19 protein-coding genes are annotated in these 15,505 nt (G+C 60.8%); 4 read left to right on the top strand and 15 right to left on the bottom strand.

The window, feature by feature from the left end; translation table 11 throughout:
* Nucleotides 1-7: 7 nt before the first annotated feature.
* On the bottom strand, nucleotides 8-265 hold the full coding sequence (locus HQ945_RS16485) for a BQ00720 family protein (RefSeq protein WP_051614838.1): 258 nt from the start codon (nucleotides 263-265) through the stop codon (nucleotides 8-10).
* Nucleotides 266-321: 56 nt separating this feature from the next.
* A complete protein-coding gene (locus tag HQ945_RS16480; protein WP_027230792.1) occupies nucleotides 322-744 on the bottom strand; it encodes an Hsp20 family protein in 423 nt (140 codons plus the stop codon).
* A gap of 134 nt (nucleotides 745-878) precedes the next feature.
* Between HQ945_RS16480 and HQ945_RS16475 the strand changes: the two genes are divergently transcribed.
* Nucleotides 879-1,817, top strand: a complete 939-nt coding sequence (locus HQ945_RS16475) for a nucleoside hydrolase (protein WP_113279860.1) — start codon at nucleotides 879-881, stop codon at nucleotides 1,815-1,817.
* Between the two features lie 141 nt (nucleotides 1,818-1,958).
* A complete protein-coding gene (locus tag HQ945_RS16470) occupies nucleotides 1,959-2,522 on the top strand; it encodes a L,D-transpeptidase (protein WP_174208292.1) in 564 nt (187 codons plus the stop codon).
* A 3-nt stretch (nucleotides 2,523-2,525) separates the two neighbouring features.
* Here HQ945_RS16470 and HQ945_RS16465 read toward each other — a convergent pair whose 3' ends face one another.
* The 13 genes from HQ945_RS16465 to rph all read right to left on the bottom strand — a co-directional run bounded on the left by HQ945_RS16465 (nucleotide 2,526) and on the right by rph (nucleotide 13,467).
* Complete coding sequence (locus HQ945_RS16465; protein ID WP_113279861.1) at nucleotides 2,526-2,873, bottom strand: 2Fe-2S iron-sulfur cluster-binding protein; 348 nt, start codon at nucleotides 2,871-2,873, stop codon at nucleotides 2,526-2,528.
* 5 nt (nucleotides 2,874-2,878) lie between these two features.
* Complete coding sequence (locus HQ945_RS16460) at nucleotides 2,879-3,904, bottom strand: NAD(P)/FAD-dependent oxidoreductase (RefSeq protein WP_113279862.1); 1,026 nt, start codon at nucleotides 3,902-3,904, stop codon at nucleotides 2,879-2,881.
* Nucleotides 3,905-3,935: 31 nt separating this feature from the next.
* On the bottom strand, nucleotides 3,936-4,463 hold the full coding sequence (locus HQ945_RS16455; protein WP_425500662.1) for a DUF934 domain-containing protein: 528 nt from the start codon (nucleotides 4,461-4,463) through the stop codon (nucleotides 3,936-3,938).
* Nucleotides 4,464-4,468: 5 nt separating this feature from the next.
* Nucleotides 4,469-5,224, bottom strand: coding sequence for a phosphoadenylyl-sulfate reductase (locus HQ945_RS16450; protein ID WP_113279864.1), 756 nt, complete (start codon nucleotides 5,222-5,224; stop codon nucleotides 4,469-4,471).
* Nucleotides 5,214-6,884: a nitrite/sulfite reductase gene (locus tag HQ945_RS16445; protein ID WP_091947219.1), complete on the bottom strand. Its 1,671-nt coding sequence runs from the start codon at nucleotides 6,882-6,884 to the stop codon at nucleotides 5,214-5,216. The genes HQ945_RS16450 and HQ945_RS16445 overlap by 11 nt, the downstream gene beginning before the upstream one ends.
* 19 nt (nucleotides 6,885-6,903) lie before the next feature.
* Entirely contained in the window at nucleotides 6,904-7,218 is a 315-nt protein-coding gene (locus HQ945_RS16440) for a DUF2849 domain-containing protein (protein WP_027230800.1), read from the bottom strand.
* Nucleotides 7,219-7,236: 18 nt separating this feature from the next.
* Nucleotides 7,237-8,688 (bottom strand): siroheme synthase CysG, encoded by a 1,452-nt coding sequence (gene cysG, locus HQ945_RS16435; RefSeq protein WP_113279865.1) that lies wholly within the window; start codon nucleotides 8,686-8,688, stop codon nucleotides 7,237-7,239.
* Between the two features lie 374 nt (nucleotides 8,689-9,062).
* The gene (locus HQ945_RS16430) at nucleotides 9,063-9,428 is read right to left on the bottom strand and encodes a YraN family protein (RefSeq protein ID WP_027230802.1); all 366 of its coding nucleotides are present in this window, start codon (nucleotides 9,426-9,428) and stop codon (nucleotides 9,063-9,065) included.
* Nucleotides 9,425-10,324, bottom strand: a complete 900-nt coding sequence (gene rsmI / locus HQ945_RS16425) for a 16S rRNA (cytidine(1402)-2'-O)-methyltransferase (RefSeq protein ID WP_113279866.1) — start codon at nucleotides 10,322-10,324, stop codon at nucleotides 9,425-9,427. Before rsmI ends, HQ945_RS16430 begins: the two co-directional genes overlap by 4 nt.
* A gap of 11 nt (nucleotides 10,325-10,335) precedes the next feature.
* Complete coding sequence (gene hemW / locus HQ945_RS16420) at nucleotides 10,336-11,583, bottom strand: radical SAM family heme chaperone HemW (protein ID WP_113279867.1); 1,248 nt, start codon at nucleotides 11,581-11,583, stop codon at nucleotides 10,336-10,338.
* A 103-nt stretch (nucleotides 11,584-11,686) separates the two neighbouring features.
* The gene (gene rdgB / locus HQ945_RS16415; RefSeq protein WP_113279868.1) at nucleotides 11,687-12,334 is read right to left on the bottom strand and encodes an RdgB/HAM1 family non-canonical purine NTP pyrophosphatase; all 648 of its coding nucleotides are present in this window, start codon (nucleotides 12,332-12,334) and stop codon (nucleotides 11,687-11,689) included.
* Complete coding sequence (locus tag HQ945_RS16410) at nucleotides 12,331-12,738, bottom strand: VOC family protein (RefSeq protein WP_027230806.1); 408 nt, start codon at nucleotides 12,736-12,738, stop codon at nucleotides 12,331-12,333. Before HQ945_RS16410 ends, rdgB begins: the two co-directional genes overlap by 4 nt.
* 12 nt (nucleotides 12,739-12,750) lie before the next feature.
* Nucleotides 12,751-13,467, bottom strand: a complete 717-nt coding sequence (gene rph / locus HQ945_RS16405; RefSeq protein ID WP_113279869.1) for a ribonuclease PH — start codon at nucleotides 13,465-13,467, stop codon at nucleotides 12,751-12,753.
* 127 nt (nucleotides 13,468-13,594) lie between these two features.
* Between rph and hrcA the strand changes: the two genes are divergently transcribed.
* Complete coding sequence (gene hrcA / locus HQ945_RS16400) at nucleotides 13,595-14,665, top strand: heat-inducible transcriptional repressor HrcA (RefSeq protein WP_174208291.1); 1,071 nt, start codon at nucleotides 13,595-13,597, stop codon at nucleotides 14,663-14,665.
* 66 nt (nucleotides 14,666-14,731) lie between these two features.
* Nucleotides 14,732-15,436 carry a nucleotide exchange factor GrpE gene (gene grpE / locus HQ945_RS16395; RefSeq protein WP_027230809.1) on the top strand — a complete coding sequence of 235 codons (705 nt, stop codon included), beginning with the start codon at nucleotides 14,732-14,734 and terminating at the stop codon, nucleotides 15,434-15,436.
* Nucleotides 15,437-15,505 lie beyond the last annotated feature (69 nt).

Below are 15,505 nucleotides of genomic sequence, written 5' to 3'. Positions count from 1 at the left end.
CCGGTTTTTACTGCAGCATTACGGTGCGCAGTTCATGTTCCTGGGCGCCGACGAGGACATTGTCGCGCTCATCGGAGAGGACGATCGGATCGCCATTGGCGCCAAAGAGGGCCCAGAGCTCGACACCCGGCGTCATCGGCGGCAGCGCCGGAAAGCTGTGGGCGAGCTCGTCGGTCTTGACCTTGCGCATATAGGCGACCTGTCCGGCGCCAAGCCGTGCAAATTCAAGATCCGAGAACGGGCTTTTGTGAACAGTGTTTTGCATGTCAGCCTCCATATTCGGACAGTCTATTTCGAAGCCCTGTCCTGTTAGAGCTACGGTCAGTCCTCTACCGCAATGTTTATGCGCTTGACCAACCGTTCGGGTTCCGGCCGATCGAGGTCGATCGACAACAACCCATTCTTCAGCGAGGCAGCGCTCACGCGCATTCCATCGGCAAGTACGAAAATCCGCTGGAACTGGCGCGCGGCGATACCGCGATGCAGATATTCCCGTTCGCCTTCATCGGCCTGCCTGCCGCGAATGACCAGCTGGTTGTCCTCCGTCGTGACTTCGAGGTCTTCGTTGGAGAAACCGGCCACTGCCAGAACGATGCGAAGCTGTTCGCGGTCGTTCGCGCCGCGTATGCGCTCGATATTGTAGGGTGGATAGCCGTCGCCGGATTTCGCTATGCGCTCCAGCGTCTTTTCCATCGAGTCAAAACCAAGCAGCAAGGGGCTTGAAAATGGCGTCATTCGTGTCATTGGTGCAGTCCTTGATAAAAGCGACCTAAAAGCGAAACCCGTGTTCGACAGCATTTCGCCTTTGCCAAATGATATGGTCGATCGAATCACGGAGTTCAAGAGAGGGCCGGATTCAGGTCGCGAGAAAGTAGGAAATGACGCGTAAAATCATAATCGATACCGACCCCGGCCAAGATGATGCCCTTGCCATCCTTCTAGCCTTTTCCAGCCCCGAACTTGACGTGCTTGGCATTACCGCAGTCGCCGGAAACGTGCCGCTGGCGCTGACCGAGCTCAATGCCCGGAAGATCTGCGAACTTGCCGGTCGCCCGGATGCGAAAGTCTTTGCCGGCGCGGATCGGCCGCTGCTGCGCCCCCTGATCACCGCCGAACATGTTCATGGCAAGACCGGACTTGACGGGCCCGACCTGCCGGTGCCGACTATGCCACTCCAGACGCAGCATGCGGTCGATTTCATCATCGAGACATTGCGCCGCGAGGAACCAGGCAGCGTGACGATCTGCGCGCTCGGCCCGCTCACCAACGTGGCGCAGATCCTCATCAGGGCGCCGGAACTTGCCCCGCGCATCCGCGAGATCGTGCTCATGGGCGGCGGCTTCTTCGAAGGCGGCAATATAACGCCGACTGCCGAGTTCAATATCCACGTCGATCCCCACGCGGCGCAGATCGTGCTGCAATCCGGCGTTCCCGTCACTATCCTGCCGCTCGATGTGACGCACAAGGCGCTTTCGACGGCAAAGCGGGTCGACCGCTTCCGCAATATGGGAACGCGCGCCGGTGATGCCTGCGTCGAGCTCCTCGAATTTTTCGAGCGATTCGACGAGGAAAAATATGGAAGCGACGGCGGGCCGCTACATGACCCAAACGTGATCGCCTATCTGCTCAAGCCGGAACTTTATGGCGGCCGCACCTGCAATGTGACGGTGGAGGCAGCCAATGAGCTGACGCTCGGCATGACCGTGGTCGACTGGTGGGGCGTTACCGACCGGCCAAAAAATGCCTACTACATCCGTGACGTCGATGATGAAGGCTTCTTCGACCTTTTGATCGAACGCATAGGACGTATCTCCTGACGCTCCGATGGCGGTCGTTCACGGCCGCCATTCCATCACAAAAAGTTGAGCCGGCGTAAACCATGGCTCAGTAATTTCCGGACAGAATCCTCCCAAAAGTGTAGTGTCCTTTGACGGACAGCAGCCAAGTTGGGGGATGAGATGCTGACGCGACGCTTATTCTTGACCGGTGTTCTTGCAGCGGCGGCAGCGCCGCAGGCAGCACTTGCGAAGCCAGCCCGCAAACCATTCGTCATCAACCCGGTCTTCCAGCCGCAATATGTTTCCTTCGATTCGTCCTATGCGCCGGGCACGGTCGTCATAGACCCGCGCAGCCGTTTTCTCTATCTGGTCGAGGACGGTTTTACAGCGCGCCGCTACGGTGTCGGCGTCGGCCGCGCCGGACGCGCCTTTCACGGTAGCGCCAAGATCGGGCGCAAGGAAGTATGGCCCCGGTGGGTACCGACCCAGGGCATGATCAGCCGCCAGCCGAACAAATATGCACGCTATGCCGGCGGCGTCTCGGGCGGACCGCACAATCCGCTCGGCGCGCGGGCGCTTTACCTCTACCGAAACGGCCGCGACACCTATTATCGCATCCACGGCACGACGGAGCCCTGGAGCATTGGCCGCGCCGTTTCCAATGGCTGCATCCGCATGATCAACGCGCATGTGATGGATCTATATGCGCGGGTGCCGCTCGGCGCACGCGTCGTTGTGATCTAGAAGCTAGGCCGCGACGCTAGCGCGCTGCGTGTCCGGTGCGAGCGTGACTTCAAGTCCGTTGAGTTCCGGCGTCATGATCAGCTGGCAGGACAGGCGCGAATTTTCCTCGACGTGGAACGTCACGTCGAGCTGGTCGATTTCGTCATCCTGTGGCTCGTAGAGCTTTTCCGTCCAATCCTCGCCGACATAGACATGGCAAGTGCCGCAGGCGCAGGCGCCGCCGCACTCGGCCTTGATGTCCAGTCCCCAATCGCGAATGACCTCCATCACACGAAAGCCTTCGAGGGCCTCGAGCGTATGGCGTTTGCCGTGCTGATCGGTGACGTGGATATAGAGGGCGTCGTCGCTCATCAGCCCTATGCTGCCTTCAGCTTCTTCTGCAGAGAGGTGGATGATGTCGTATACTGGAAGATGATCCGCTCGCCAGGCGATACGATCCGCTTTGCCGCCTGTGACATGAGCGCGGCCTCGTGGAAGCCCGAGAGGATGAGCTTCAACTTGCCGGGATAGGTATTGATGTCGCCAATGGCGAAGATGCCGGGTTCGGAGGTCTCGAATTTCTCCGTGTCGACCGCAATCAGGTTCTGATCGAGATTGAGGCCCCAATCGGCGATCGGGCCGAGCTTCATGGTCAGGCCGAAGAACGGCAGCAGGCGGCCAGCTTCCAGATGCTCGTCGCCCTCGGCGCCCTTGATGACAACCTTGGACAGTTGCCCGTCGGCGCCCTCGAGATTGCTGACCTGGCCCATGCGGAACCTTACGCGGCCTTCCTTCTCCAGTGCCCACATCTTGTTGACGCTGTCGGGCGCGGCGCGAAATTCCGGGCGGCGATGCACGAGTGTTACCGATTTCGCCACAGGCTCGAGGTTAAGGGTCCAGTCGAGCGCCGAGTCGCCGCCACCGACGATAACGACGTCATGGCCGCGGAAGGCTTCGATCTTGCGAACCGCATAGTGGACGCTCGTTCCCTCATAATGCTCGATCTGGGGCACGGGCGGACGCTTCGGCTGGAAGGAGCCACCGCCGGCGGCAATGACGATGACCTTGGTGATGAACACCTCGTCCGCATCGGTTTCGACGCGGAAGCGGCCGTCTTCGAGCCTGGTCAGCGCGGTTACCATGGTCGAGAAATGGAACTGCGGGTCAAAGGGCGCAATCTGCTTCAAGAGATTGTCGGTCAACGCCTGCCCGGTCACCTCCGGCAGGCCCGGAATGTCATAGATCGGCTTTTCAGGATAGAGCTCGGCGCACTGGCCGCCCGGGCGGTCGAGAATGTCGATGACATGAGCGCGAAGATCGAGCAGGCCGAGCTCGAACACAGCAAAAAGGCCCACGGGACCCGCGCCAACAATAACCACATCTGTTTCAATCGTGTCGGACATAAGTGCTTTCCAGGTGATGTCGTGAAGGGGTTCAGGCGACCGGGACGCGGCGCCAGCTATAGGTTCCGGGGGCGGTATGCGATCCCCTGCCAGGCTGGTAATAGACCGGCACATCGTGAAGGTTGTGATCGGCAAGCCGCTCCAGCGTGACCGCATGCGACACCTTCAGCGTATCGAAACCGGTCCGCAGCATATAGGCGACCTGATCGATCAGAACATCGCCCACCGCGCGCAGCTCGCCTTTGAAGTGGCGCTGATTTTTCAGCATTTCCGCCTTGGAATAGGAGCGCCCGTCATTGAAGGCAGGAAATTCGAGGGCAATCAGCGGAATGCGGTCGAGCAGCCCGAGCAGCGGCTCGATGTTCTCGCCGGGCGCCACGGACACGCCGATGCGCCGGTTCGTTGCAAAACGCACATCGTCCTCAAGACCAAGCCAGACGGCGAGCGGCAGGATGACCGCCGGCGCGTCGCCAGCCTCATCCAAAGACGTAGCCGTGATATAGAGATCTTCGCGAAATCCTTCGCGGCCCCAGAGCTCGCCGGCGGGCTTTTCGGAAATGTCGCTCATAAATTCGAATCCGTCAGTGAAATATTGCTCAACTGGTCGGTAAGGCCAGTCAGGTGAATACCGCATTCGGTCTTGTCCGACCCGGCCCAGCGCCCAGCCCGGTCGTCATCGCCGTCCTTGACCGGCGACGTGCAGGGCATGCAGCCGATCGAACGGTAGCCTTCGGCAACCAGCGGATGCGGCGGCAATTCATGCGCGCTCATATAGGCCTTGAGGTCGGCCGAGGTCCAGTGGGCGAGCGGATTGATACGGACGCGCGATCCGACCGACTCGAAAACAGCCAGGCTGGAGCGTGTGGAGGCCTGGAACTGCTTGCGGCCCGTCATCCAGGCGCGATAGGGCGCAACCGCGCGCGCCATTGGCTCGACCTTGCGGATATAGCAGCAGCGGTCCTTGTTGGTCATGGACAGCGCGCCAAAGGGATCTTCATCCTTCAGGCTGTGCTTGAGCGGGTGGATATCATGTACGTCAGTCAAGCCAAGCTCGCTGACCAGCTGGTCGCGATAGCGCAAAGTTGCCGGAAAATGCTTGCCTGTCTCCAGAAAAAGCACCGGCGTTGCCCGGTCGATCTGCGCGATCATGTGCAGCAATACCGAGGATTCCGCCCCGAACGAAGAGACAACCGCGATCTCCTCATTGAAGAGGTGGTCGATGGCGAGTTCGATGACATCCAGCGGCTCGAGATTGCCGTACCGGGCTTCGAGCGAGCGTGCTTCATCCGCCACCGTTTGCTCGTTGAACTCAAGCAGCATTTGCAGCCTCGCTATAGAGCGCATCCTTGAACGGCGCGGCTCCCACACGACGGTAGGCGGCGAGGAACGTCTCTTCCTTGTCGGTGCGGATTTCAAGATAACGGTCGACGATGGTCTCGACCGCATCGACGATCTCTTCAGACGAGAAGCCGCGGCCGGTAATATCGCCGATGGTGCAGATCTCGTCGCCCGAGCCGCCCAGCGAAATCTGATAGAGCTCCTCGCCCTTCTTCTCGACGCCGAGAATGCCGATGTGGCCAACATGGTGGTGGCCGCAGGCGTTGATGCAGCCCGAGATCTTGATCTTGAGCTCGCCGATATCCGCCTGGCGATCCGGCTGGCCGAAGCGCTCGGAAATGCGCTGAGCCACCGGGATCGAGCGGGCATTGGCGAGGGCGCAATAGTCGAGGCCGGGGCACGCGATGATATCGGTGATGAGACCTGCATTGGCCGTTGCAAGGCCGTCGGTCAGAAGCAGGTCGTAGACGATGCGCAGATCGGCGATCGCAACATGCGGGAGAACAAGGTTCTGCTCGTGGCTGACACGGATCTCATCTTGCGAAAACTTCTCGGCAATATCGGCAACGAGGTCCATCTGCGCGTCGGTTGCATCGCCCGGAATGCCGCCGATGGGCTTGAGCGAGATAGTTACGACGCCATAATCCGGGTTTTTGTGCGGCGTGACGTTCTGGTCGACCCATGTCGCAAAGGCATGATCCGCCTTGCGCGCGGCGGCAAGACCCGACCACCCTTCCGGGCGCTGTGGCAGGTTGGGCGCGCGGAAATAGCTGTCGATTGCATCGACGTCCTGCTGCGGCAGCTTAAGGTCGCTATCCTTGAGCACCTGCCACTCGGTCTCGACCTGGCGGGTCAATTCCTCGGTCCCGGTTTCATGCACCAGGATCTTGATGCGGGCTTTGTATTTGTTGTCACGGCGGCCGTTGAGATTGTAAACGCGCATGATCGCCGTCGTATACGTCAGGAGATCCTCTACCGGGAGGAAATCCCTGATTTTCTTGGCCACCATTGGTGTGCGGCCCTGCCCGCCGCCGACATAGACGGCAAAGCCAAGGTCGCCGGCTTCGTTCTTCTTCAGATGGAGGCCGATGTCATGCACCTGGATGGCGGCGCGGTCGCGCTCGGCCCCTGTCACCGCGATCTTGAACTTGCGCGGCAGATACGAAAACTCGGGGTGCATCGACGACCACTGGCGCAGGATCTCCGCATAGGGACGCGGGTCGGCGACCTCGTCAGCCGCCGCACCGGCGAAATGGTCCGCCGTCACGTTGCGAATGCAATTGCCCGAGGTCTGCAGCGCATGCATCTCGACCGATGCCAGTTCGTCGAGAACCTTCGGCATGTCTTTCAGTGCCGGCCAATTGTACTGCAGGTTCTGCCGCGTCGTGAAATGACCGTAGCCTCGATCGTAATGGCGGGCGATATGGGCGAGCTTGCGCATCTGGCGGCTCGACAGCGTGCCATAGGGAATGGCGACGCGCAGCATATAGGCATGCAGCTGCAGATAGACGCCGTTCATCAGCCGCAGCGGCCGGAACTGGTCCTCGGTCAATTCGCCGGCGAGACGGCGCTCCACCTGATCCTTGAATTGGTCCACGCGGGCAGAAACGAATGCGTGGTCAAACTCGTCATAGCGATACATGAATGCGAACCTTCAGGAATTAAGCGGCCGAAGCTTTGGGCTTTTCAGCCTGCTTGCCGAGATCGAGGCGGATGGTGGGGCCGAGCTGGCGAATACGCTCGCGCAGACGCAGCGGATACAGATTGGTGCCGCGCTCTTCAACATCGATCACGTTGACGTCGATAACGAGGTTGGACTTGATCGCTGCCTTGCCGGCTTCCTCAAGCGCGGTCACCGCTTCGGCGTGACGGGCGATCAGCGCACCATCGATCTGTTCGAGCCATTCGCCGTTGGCGCCGAGCCAGACGGCTTCACCGTCGGTCAGGCGATTTGCGGTAAGAACTTTGACACTCATGATCGTGATCCTTCGCGTTCAGGCAGCATTGGTTTCAAGGTGGCGCAGCGCCACGGAATTCTGGTTCCGGGCGGAAAGCGCCTCGGCCTTGTCGATGGCGGCGCCAGCAACGGCGTCACCGATGACGACCATGACGGGACCGCTCAAATCCCCGCGCCGCTCAAGCGACGGCAGGTCGTTCAACGTGCCGTGGAACATGCGACGGTCGGTCCGGCCGGCATTTTCAATGACGGCAACCCCGGTATCGGCATGAAGACCAGCGGCGATCAGCCGTTCTGCGACCGAAGCTGCAACACTGCGGCCCATGTAGACTGCGATCGTCGCGCCGGAGATGGCAAGGCGGGCCCAATCCGGCAGGACTTCGCCGGACATGTCGTGACCCGTCGTGAAGACGAGTGAGGAGGCAACGCCGCGCAAAGTCAAAGGCAGTTGCATATCGGCAGCCGCGGCAAAGGCCGAGGTGATGCCGGGAACGATCTCGAAGGAAATTCCGGCATCGCGAAGCGCGGCCATCTCTTCGCCGGCGCGACCGTAGACGAGCGGATCGCCTGATTTCAACCGCACGACGCGCTTGCCTTCGCGACCGAGGGCGACGAGCAGATTATTGATCTCGCCCTGGCTCTTCGAATGGCAGCCCTTGCGCTTGCCGACGGAAATGCGCGCGGCGTCGCGGCGGCCCATGCCGACAACCGCGTCCGGCACCAGCGCGTCATAAACGATGACATCGGCTTCCATGAGGACGCGATGAGCCCGCAAGGTCAGCAGATCCTCCGCGCCCGGGCCTGCGCCGACCAGCCAGACATAGCCTTGGCCCGTTTCCTGGTTGCCCAGCAGCGCCGCCGCCGCCGCTTGGGCGCCGGCAAGATCATTGTTGTAGACACTGCTTGCGACATCACCGGAAAAAAATGATCGCCAGAACAAACGACGCGGCAAGCCCTTCATGACCAGCCGCTCCACCGCGGGCCGATAGGCGTTGGCGAGGCGCGCAAGATCGCCAAGGCGGGGCGAAAACGCCGCATCGATACGGGCGCGGATCATCTGGGTCAGAACGGGACCGGTGCCTTCCGAACCTATGGCGATTGCGAGCGGCGCGCGGTTGACGATGGCAGGCGTGAAGAAATCGCAAAGGTCGGGACGGTCGACGACGTTGACTGGAATGTGCTGGCGGCGTGCTTCGGCGGCAATCTCTCGATCCTGGTCTTCATCGCCGGTAGCGATGAAGACCAGTTTTGCACCGGTCAGTTGCTTGGGAGCAAATTTTTCCGCGACATGTTCATATCCGCCATCGCGCAGGAAGGCCGCGAGTTCCGGTTCGGGCGCATCGGCGACAACGCGAATTGCCGCATTCGTCTGATCGAGCAGTCGCGCTTTGTTAAGCGCCTCTTCGCCATTGCCCACGACCACAAGCACTTCATTCCGCACGCGGAAAAAGGCTGGAAAGACAGAAAGCTGGGTCTTGCTGATGGACATGAATGCGATAATCCCAATGGTTGCAGGGATTATCCATGAAAGGTCAGCGGTTTATAAGGAACAGAAATGCGCCGAAACTGAAGGCGGAGCATGGAATTTCTGAAAAACCGGGGGCTTGCAGATTCTCGTTCTATCAATCAAACAGCAAGCAGCCCCGCTCACCTCAGGGTGGAACAAAGCGGGCGCAATTTCAACCGATACACGACCACTTTTATAGTGTTAATCAGAAAATGCAAGCACCCTTTTTAGGTAGAACTGGCGCGGCCGACTTTGCCATCTCGGTGCCATGAAATTCTCAACGCTCTGAGCGGCGTCGCGATGGATCCAATCTGGAGCCCACTACCGGGTCACACTGGGCGAATTGCAGCCGACCCTCAGCTTGTAAAAATTGCAGGCACATGTACCGGCCAGCGCCAGGGCAGGATCGCCACAAGATCGAACCGCACGGACAACAACGCCTGATCCGGTTGGCGCGCCAGCCATTGATCGGCTGCCGCCTCAATGCGGCGCTGCGCGAGGATGTTTACCGAGTCCATCGCCTGGTCGAGCCGTGCCCGTGCCTTCACCTCGATAATGGCTACGATATTGCCGCGGCGGGCAATCAGATCGATCTCGCCGACCTTGGTGCGGTACCGGCGGGTGACTATGCGATAGCCCTTCAGCATGAGGGCGAGCGCGGCGAGCCGCTCGGCGGAGTGGCCGCGGCGGTATGCCTTGCGCCTGCCGCCCCGCGCGCTCATTTCATTGCCAGCAACCGTTGATAGAGCTCGCCCTTGGGCCGCCCGGTCATGCGCGCCGCCTCTCCGGCCGCCTTTGCCGGCGACATTTCGAGGACAAGCGCGCGCAGCAACGCGTCGACATCTTCGTCGGAGCGGGGAATATTCGCATCCTCGACGGGAGAACCGACGACGAGAACCACCTCGCCGCGGATGCGATCCTCGTCCGCGAACGTCTCGGCCAGCTGCTTCAGCGGTAGGGTCACGATGGTCTCATAGGTCTTGGTCAACTCGCGGCAGAGGGAAGCCGGGCGTTCCGCCCCGAATATATCGGCCATATCCGCAAGCGTCGCGGCAGCCCGGTTGGGCGATTCGAAGAAAACCAGCGCCGCATCGAGCGCCTTGAGTTCCGCCAGCCGGGCACGGCGCTGTCCCTGTTTCGACGATAAAAAGCCGGCAAAGTAAAATGAGCCCTTGAAGAGGCCCGATGCCGTCAGCGCGGCGAGGACGGATGAGGCGCCGGGGATCGGCACCACCCTGATTCCGGCCGCCTTGGCCTCCGGCACCAGCCTGCCGCCAGGGTCGGCGACGAGTGGCGTTCCCGCATCAGAGACGAGCGCAACGCTCTTACCGGCAAGCAACGCCTCGATCAGTTTAGGGCCGGCGATTTCGGCATTGTGCTCGTGATAGGCGAAAGGGCGGCGTGAAATGCCATAGCGCTCCAACAGGACGCGGCTCACCCGGGTATCCTCGCAGGCAATGATGTCGGCGGCGGCAAGGGTTTCGACGCCGCGGATCGTCATATCGCCGAGATTGCCGATGGGCGTCGCCACGATGTAGAGCGCCGGCTCGAGCGGACGAGCCCGGAAGCTGGCGCTGCCGATCTGATAATGCCGGTCGCCGGTTTCAGCTTCGGACAATGTTTTTCCCCTCAAGCCGCGAGATCTGCGATGACCGCATTGAGAACGATCGCGCCCTGCGGGGTCGTGCGTATGCGGCTGTTGCCGACATACTCGATAAGCCCCTGCTCGGCGAGGGAAATTACCCGCTTCTCCTTGACGCTGTGCCCGGTAAGACGTTCGTAGCGCGCAAGGTCGATCCCCTCGACAAGCCGCAAGCCCATGAGCAGGAATTCGTCGCCTTCCTGCTCGCGATCAAGACGCTCTTCCTCGATAATGCCGTGTCCCGCTGCCTCGACCTTTTCGACCCAGGTTTCAGGATGGCGCTCGGTGATCGTCACGGCGCGGATATTGTCCTCGACAAAGCGCCCATGGGCGCCGGGTCCCACACCGACATATTCGCCGTAGCGCCAGTAGACGAGATTGTGCTGCGACTCGGCGCCGGGAATGGCATGATTGGAAATCTCGTAGGCTGGCAGACCGTGCTTTGCAGTCACATCCTGCGTTTCGGCATAGAGCGCGGCCGCATGATCGCCATCCGGCGTAACGAGCTTTCCTGCCTTCCAAAGATTGTAGAAGGGCGTGCCTTCTTCGATGGTCAACTGATAAAGCGAGAGGTGATCGGCGGCGAAAGAGATGGCACGCACAAGTTCTTCCCGCCATGCCTCGAGGCTCTGGTCCGGCCGCGCATAGATCAGGTCGAAGGACAGCCGCGGAAAGATTTCGCGTGCAAGGCCGATCGCCGCAAGTGCCTCATCGACACTATGCATGCGGCCGAGGCGGCGCAGATCGGCATCATTCAATGCCTGCACGCCAAGCGAAACCCGGTTCACGCCCGCGGCGCGATAGCCGCGAAACCGATCCGCTTCCACGCTGGTGGGGTTGGCTTCGAGGGTGATCTCGATGCCCGCGGGCACGTGCCAGTTCTGCGCGATCGCATCCAGAACCGAGCCGACCGTATCGGGGTGCATCAGCGAGGGAGTCCCCCCGCCGAGAAATATGCTGGACACTGTGCGCTCGCCGGTGCGCTGGCGCATTGTCGCGAGCTCGCGGGCAAAGGCAACGGCGAAGCGCTTCTGGTCCACCGGCTGATGCCGCACATGCGAATTGAAATCGCAATAGGGACACTTTGCCATGCAGAATGGCCAGTGCACATAGACCCCAAACCCGCTCTCGCCCTTGTCGGGGTGCGATTTCGTGCGCCCTCCCTTACCCTCGAACTCTTGGAGAAGGTCGGACCGCAGGTCCGGGGCGGCGGGAATCACTGGCAAGGACGCCATCAGACCCGTCCCCTACCCCGTTGAACAGCAATGACCCTTCCCAGACGGGGAAAGGGTGGGAGCCAAACTGCAAAACTCCGGCGTGTGATCGGATCGTTGCGGGTCATCCTGCGTCCAGACAATCCCTGGCGAAATGCTGGAAGGCACGGGCGCGGTGCGACAGCGCCTTTTCGTCACCCGGCTTCCAGCCATGCTTCTGTTCAGCTGTCATCTCGCCGAAGGTCGCCTCATAGCCTTCCGGCTTGAATACGGGATCGTAACCGAAGCCAGCGCTGCCGCGCGGCGGCCAGACGATCTCGCCCTCGACTTCGCCGCGATAGTAATTGGCTTCGCCGTCCGGCCAGGCGAGGCAGATGACGGATACGAAACGCCCACTGCGTTCGTCGGGGCTTGTCGCGCCCTTATCCTGCAAGGCCTTTTCCACCTTTTCCATACCGTGGCTGAAATCGCGCTTTCCATCGGGAAGTTCCGCCCAGTTCGCCGTGTAAACGCCGGGATCGCCGCCGAGCGCGTCGACGCAAAGGCCAGAATCATCGGAGAGCGCAACGAGGCCGGTCGCCTTCGCAGCCGCATAAGCCTTGATATAGGCATTTTGCTCGAACGTGGTTCCGGTCTCATCCGGCTCCGGCAGGCCGAGATCGCTAGCGGAAACCACTTCAAAGCCGAATGGTCCCAGAAGGTCGATCATCTCATTGATCTTGCCCTGATTGTGACTTGCGACGAGCAGTTTGCCCTTTTCGAGTTTTCTCATTCCAAATTCCATAATTTCGGTTCTGCGAATTCGATCGAATTTCCGGCGGGATCGCGGAAGTAGAGCGAGCGCGCGCCGTTCGGCCAATCGAACTCGCTTTCGATCTCGATGCCATTTGCCTCAAGATGGGATTTCCATCCGGCGATTTCATCCCGTGTCGCCTTGAAACAGACGTGGCCCGGACCTGTTGCCCCATGCGAGGGGATAGGCAGGCTGCCGGGCGGGCGTTCGTTGATCAGCACGGGATCGAACAGGATGAGGACCCCGGCGCCGCAGCGAAAGAAGATGGACCGCTTCGGCGTCTCCAATATGATCTCGAGCCCAAGAATGCCGGCATAGAAGTCCTTGGCGGCCGCAAGGTCCGTAACGTAAAGCGCCGTTTCAAGGATACCGGATGGTCGCATGGTCTCGGGCTTTTAGCTCACAGCCATCTGCTGCAGGTTGACCAGCCGCCCGATGCCGTTGCGGGCAAGGCTCATAAGGGCAAGCAGTTCTTCCTCAGAAAAGGGCTCGCCTTCGGCGGTTCCCTGCACCTCGACGATACCACCCTTGCCGGTCATGACAAAGTTCGCGTCCGTCTGTGCCGTCGAATCTTCCTGATAATCGAGGTCGATCACCGGCGTGCCGTTGGAAATTCCGCATGAGATCGCCGCAACGTGGTCCTTCAGCACTTTTTCGACCTTGATCATCTGGCGTGCTTCCATCCAGCGCAGGCACTCGTGAAGAGCGACCCAACCGCCAGTGATGGCAGCCGTACGCGTGCCGCCATCGGCCTGGATAACGTCGCAGTCGACCGTGATCTGCACTTCACCAAGCGCTTGGAGGTCTACGACCGCACGCAGCGAGCGGGCGATCAGCCGCTGGATCTCCAGCGTGCGACCGCCCTGTTTGCCCGAGGATGCCTCGCGGCGCATGCGATCGCCGGTCGAGCGCGGCAGCATGCCGTATTCGGCCGTTACCCAACCCTTGCCGGTGTTGCGCATCCAGCCTGGCACCTTTTCCTCAAGGCTCGCGGTGCACAAAACGTGGGTGTCGCCGAATTTGACAAGGCACGAGCCCTCGGCATGCTTGGAAACGCCGCGTTCGAAGGAGATGGCGCGCATCTCGTCGGGGGCTCGCTTGGAAGGACGCATTGGAAAGACCTCTTTGAAAATCTGTGGTCCGGCCTTTTAGCCGTGATGGCAGATCGAAGCAAAGGCTTTGATGATTGCCCGGACAATGCTTATATCAGGGCTGTAACAAGCAGACATACGAGGCAAGATGAAACGGGCCGTGGTACCGGAGGCATATCAGTCGCTTGACCAGCGGTCGCGCGACATTTTCCGGCGCATCGTCGAGAGCTATCTCGGCGACGGCGAACCGGTCGGCTCGCGCAACCTTTCGCGGATTCTGCCGGTGTCGCTGTCGCCGGCGACGATCCGCAATGTCATGAGCGATCTCGAGCATCTCGGACTGGTCTATGCACCGCATATTTCGGCCGGACGCCTGCCGACGCAGCTCGGGCTGCGCTTCTTCGTCGACGCCTTCATGGAAGTCGGCGATCTTTCCGCCGCCGAACGCAACTCGATCGAGGCGCAGGTTCGTGCCTCAAGCGAAGACCAGTCGACTGAAACCGTGCTGACGCAGGCGAGCCAAATCCTCTCCGGCATGTCGCGCGGCGCCGGTCTTGTGCTTGCGACCAAGGCGGAAGGCGCGCTGAAACACATCGAGTTCGTGCGCCTCGAGCCGACCAAGGCCCTGGCCGTTCTTGTCAGCCAGAGCGGGGATATCGAAAATCGCGTTATCGATTTGCCCGTTGGCGTGACGCCCTCACAGCTCATCGAAGCTTCGAACTTTCTCAATGCGCATATCCAGGGCCGCACGATCAGCGAGGCGCGCCAGGAAATCGGCCGGCTCAAGGACGAGACCCAGCAGGCACTCGATGCCTTGTCGCAACATCTGGTGCAACAGGGGCTGGCGGTCTGGGGCGGCGCAGGCAGCGGGCAGCCGCCGCGCCTGATCGTGCGCGGGCGCGGCAATCTTCTCGATTCGATCAACGCCGAGGCCGATCTCGACAGGCTGCGCCACCTCTTTGACGATCTCGAAACCAAGGAAGGAACGCTGCAGCTTCTCGACCTCGCCGAGGCGGGACCCGGCGTGCGCATCTTCATCGGGTCAGAAAACAAGCTGTTCTCGCTGTCGGGTTCGTCGCTGGTGATCGCGCCCTATCGGGACTCGGAGCAGCGCATCATCGGCGCCCTCGGCGTCATCGGCCCGACCCGGCTCAACTATGCCCGGATCGTGCCGATGCTCGACTATACCGCCCAGCTCGTATCCCGCCTTTTGCGATAAGACTTGATTTTCAAGAGCCGAACGTCGATATCCAGCGCAACTTCGAAAAATGAACGGACAGGATAGATGGCTGAAGACAAGAAACTTCACGACACCCCGGATCTCGATCAGCGCGACCTGAAGAATCCGCGCGATCGCGATGCGCTGAAGCGCGCTGCCGATGATTTTCTTAAATCGCGCAAGGCCGAGGAATATGCGCTTGCCGAGGAAGACCAGGAGCAGGCAACGACCGCCGAACTCGACGCGCTGCGCGCCGAAAACAACGATCTGAAGGACCAGTTGCTGCGCCTTGCCGCAGATATGGAAAACCTGCGCAAGCGAACCGCGCGCGACGTCCATGACGCGCGCAGCTATTCGGTTGCCAACTTCGCCCGCGACATGCTTGCGGTATCCGACAATCTGAAGCGCGCCATCGAAGCGGTTCCCGCCGATGCACTTGCAGGCGGCGATGCCGGCCTTAAGGGTCTCGTCGAGGGCGTCGAGATGACGGAACGCTCCATGCTCACCGCTATGGAACGCCACGGCGTCAAGAAAATCGAGCCGCAGGGTCAGAAGTTCGATCCGAACTTCCACCAGGCGATGTTCGAAATTCCGAATGCGGATGTTCCGCATAATACGGTGGTGCAGGTTGCGCAGGCTGGCTTTGTCATCGGCGACCGCGTGCTGCGGCCGGCGCTTGTCGGCGTGTCGCGGGGCGGACCCAAGCAGGCCGCCGGCGAAGCTCAGCCGGAACCCGGCCCGATCAATCCGCAGGCTGAAAAAGACGCCTGATCGGTCGTAACGACGTTCCAAGGAGCCGCATTTCCCTGACCGGAATGCGGCTCTTTTCATTTTCCGGTC

It is taken from the genome of Phyllobacterium pellucidum (genome assembly GCF_013327855.1).
Classification (GTDB): Bacteria; Pseudomonadota; Alphaproteobacteria; order Rhizobiales; family Rhizobiaceae; genus Phyllobacterium; species Phyllobacterium pellucidum.
This window is presented reverse-complemented; position numbering and strand designations above follow the sequence as displayed.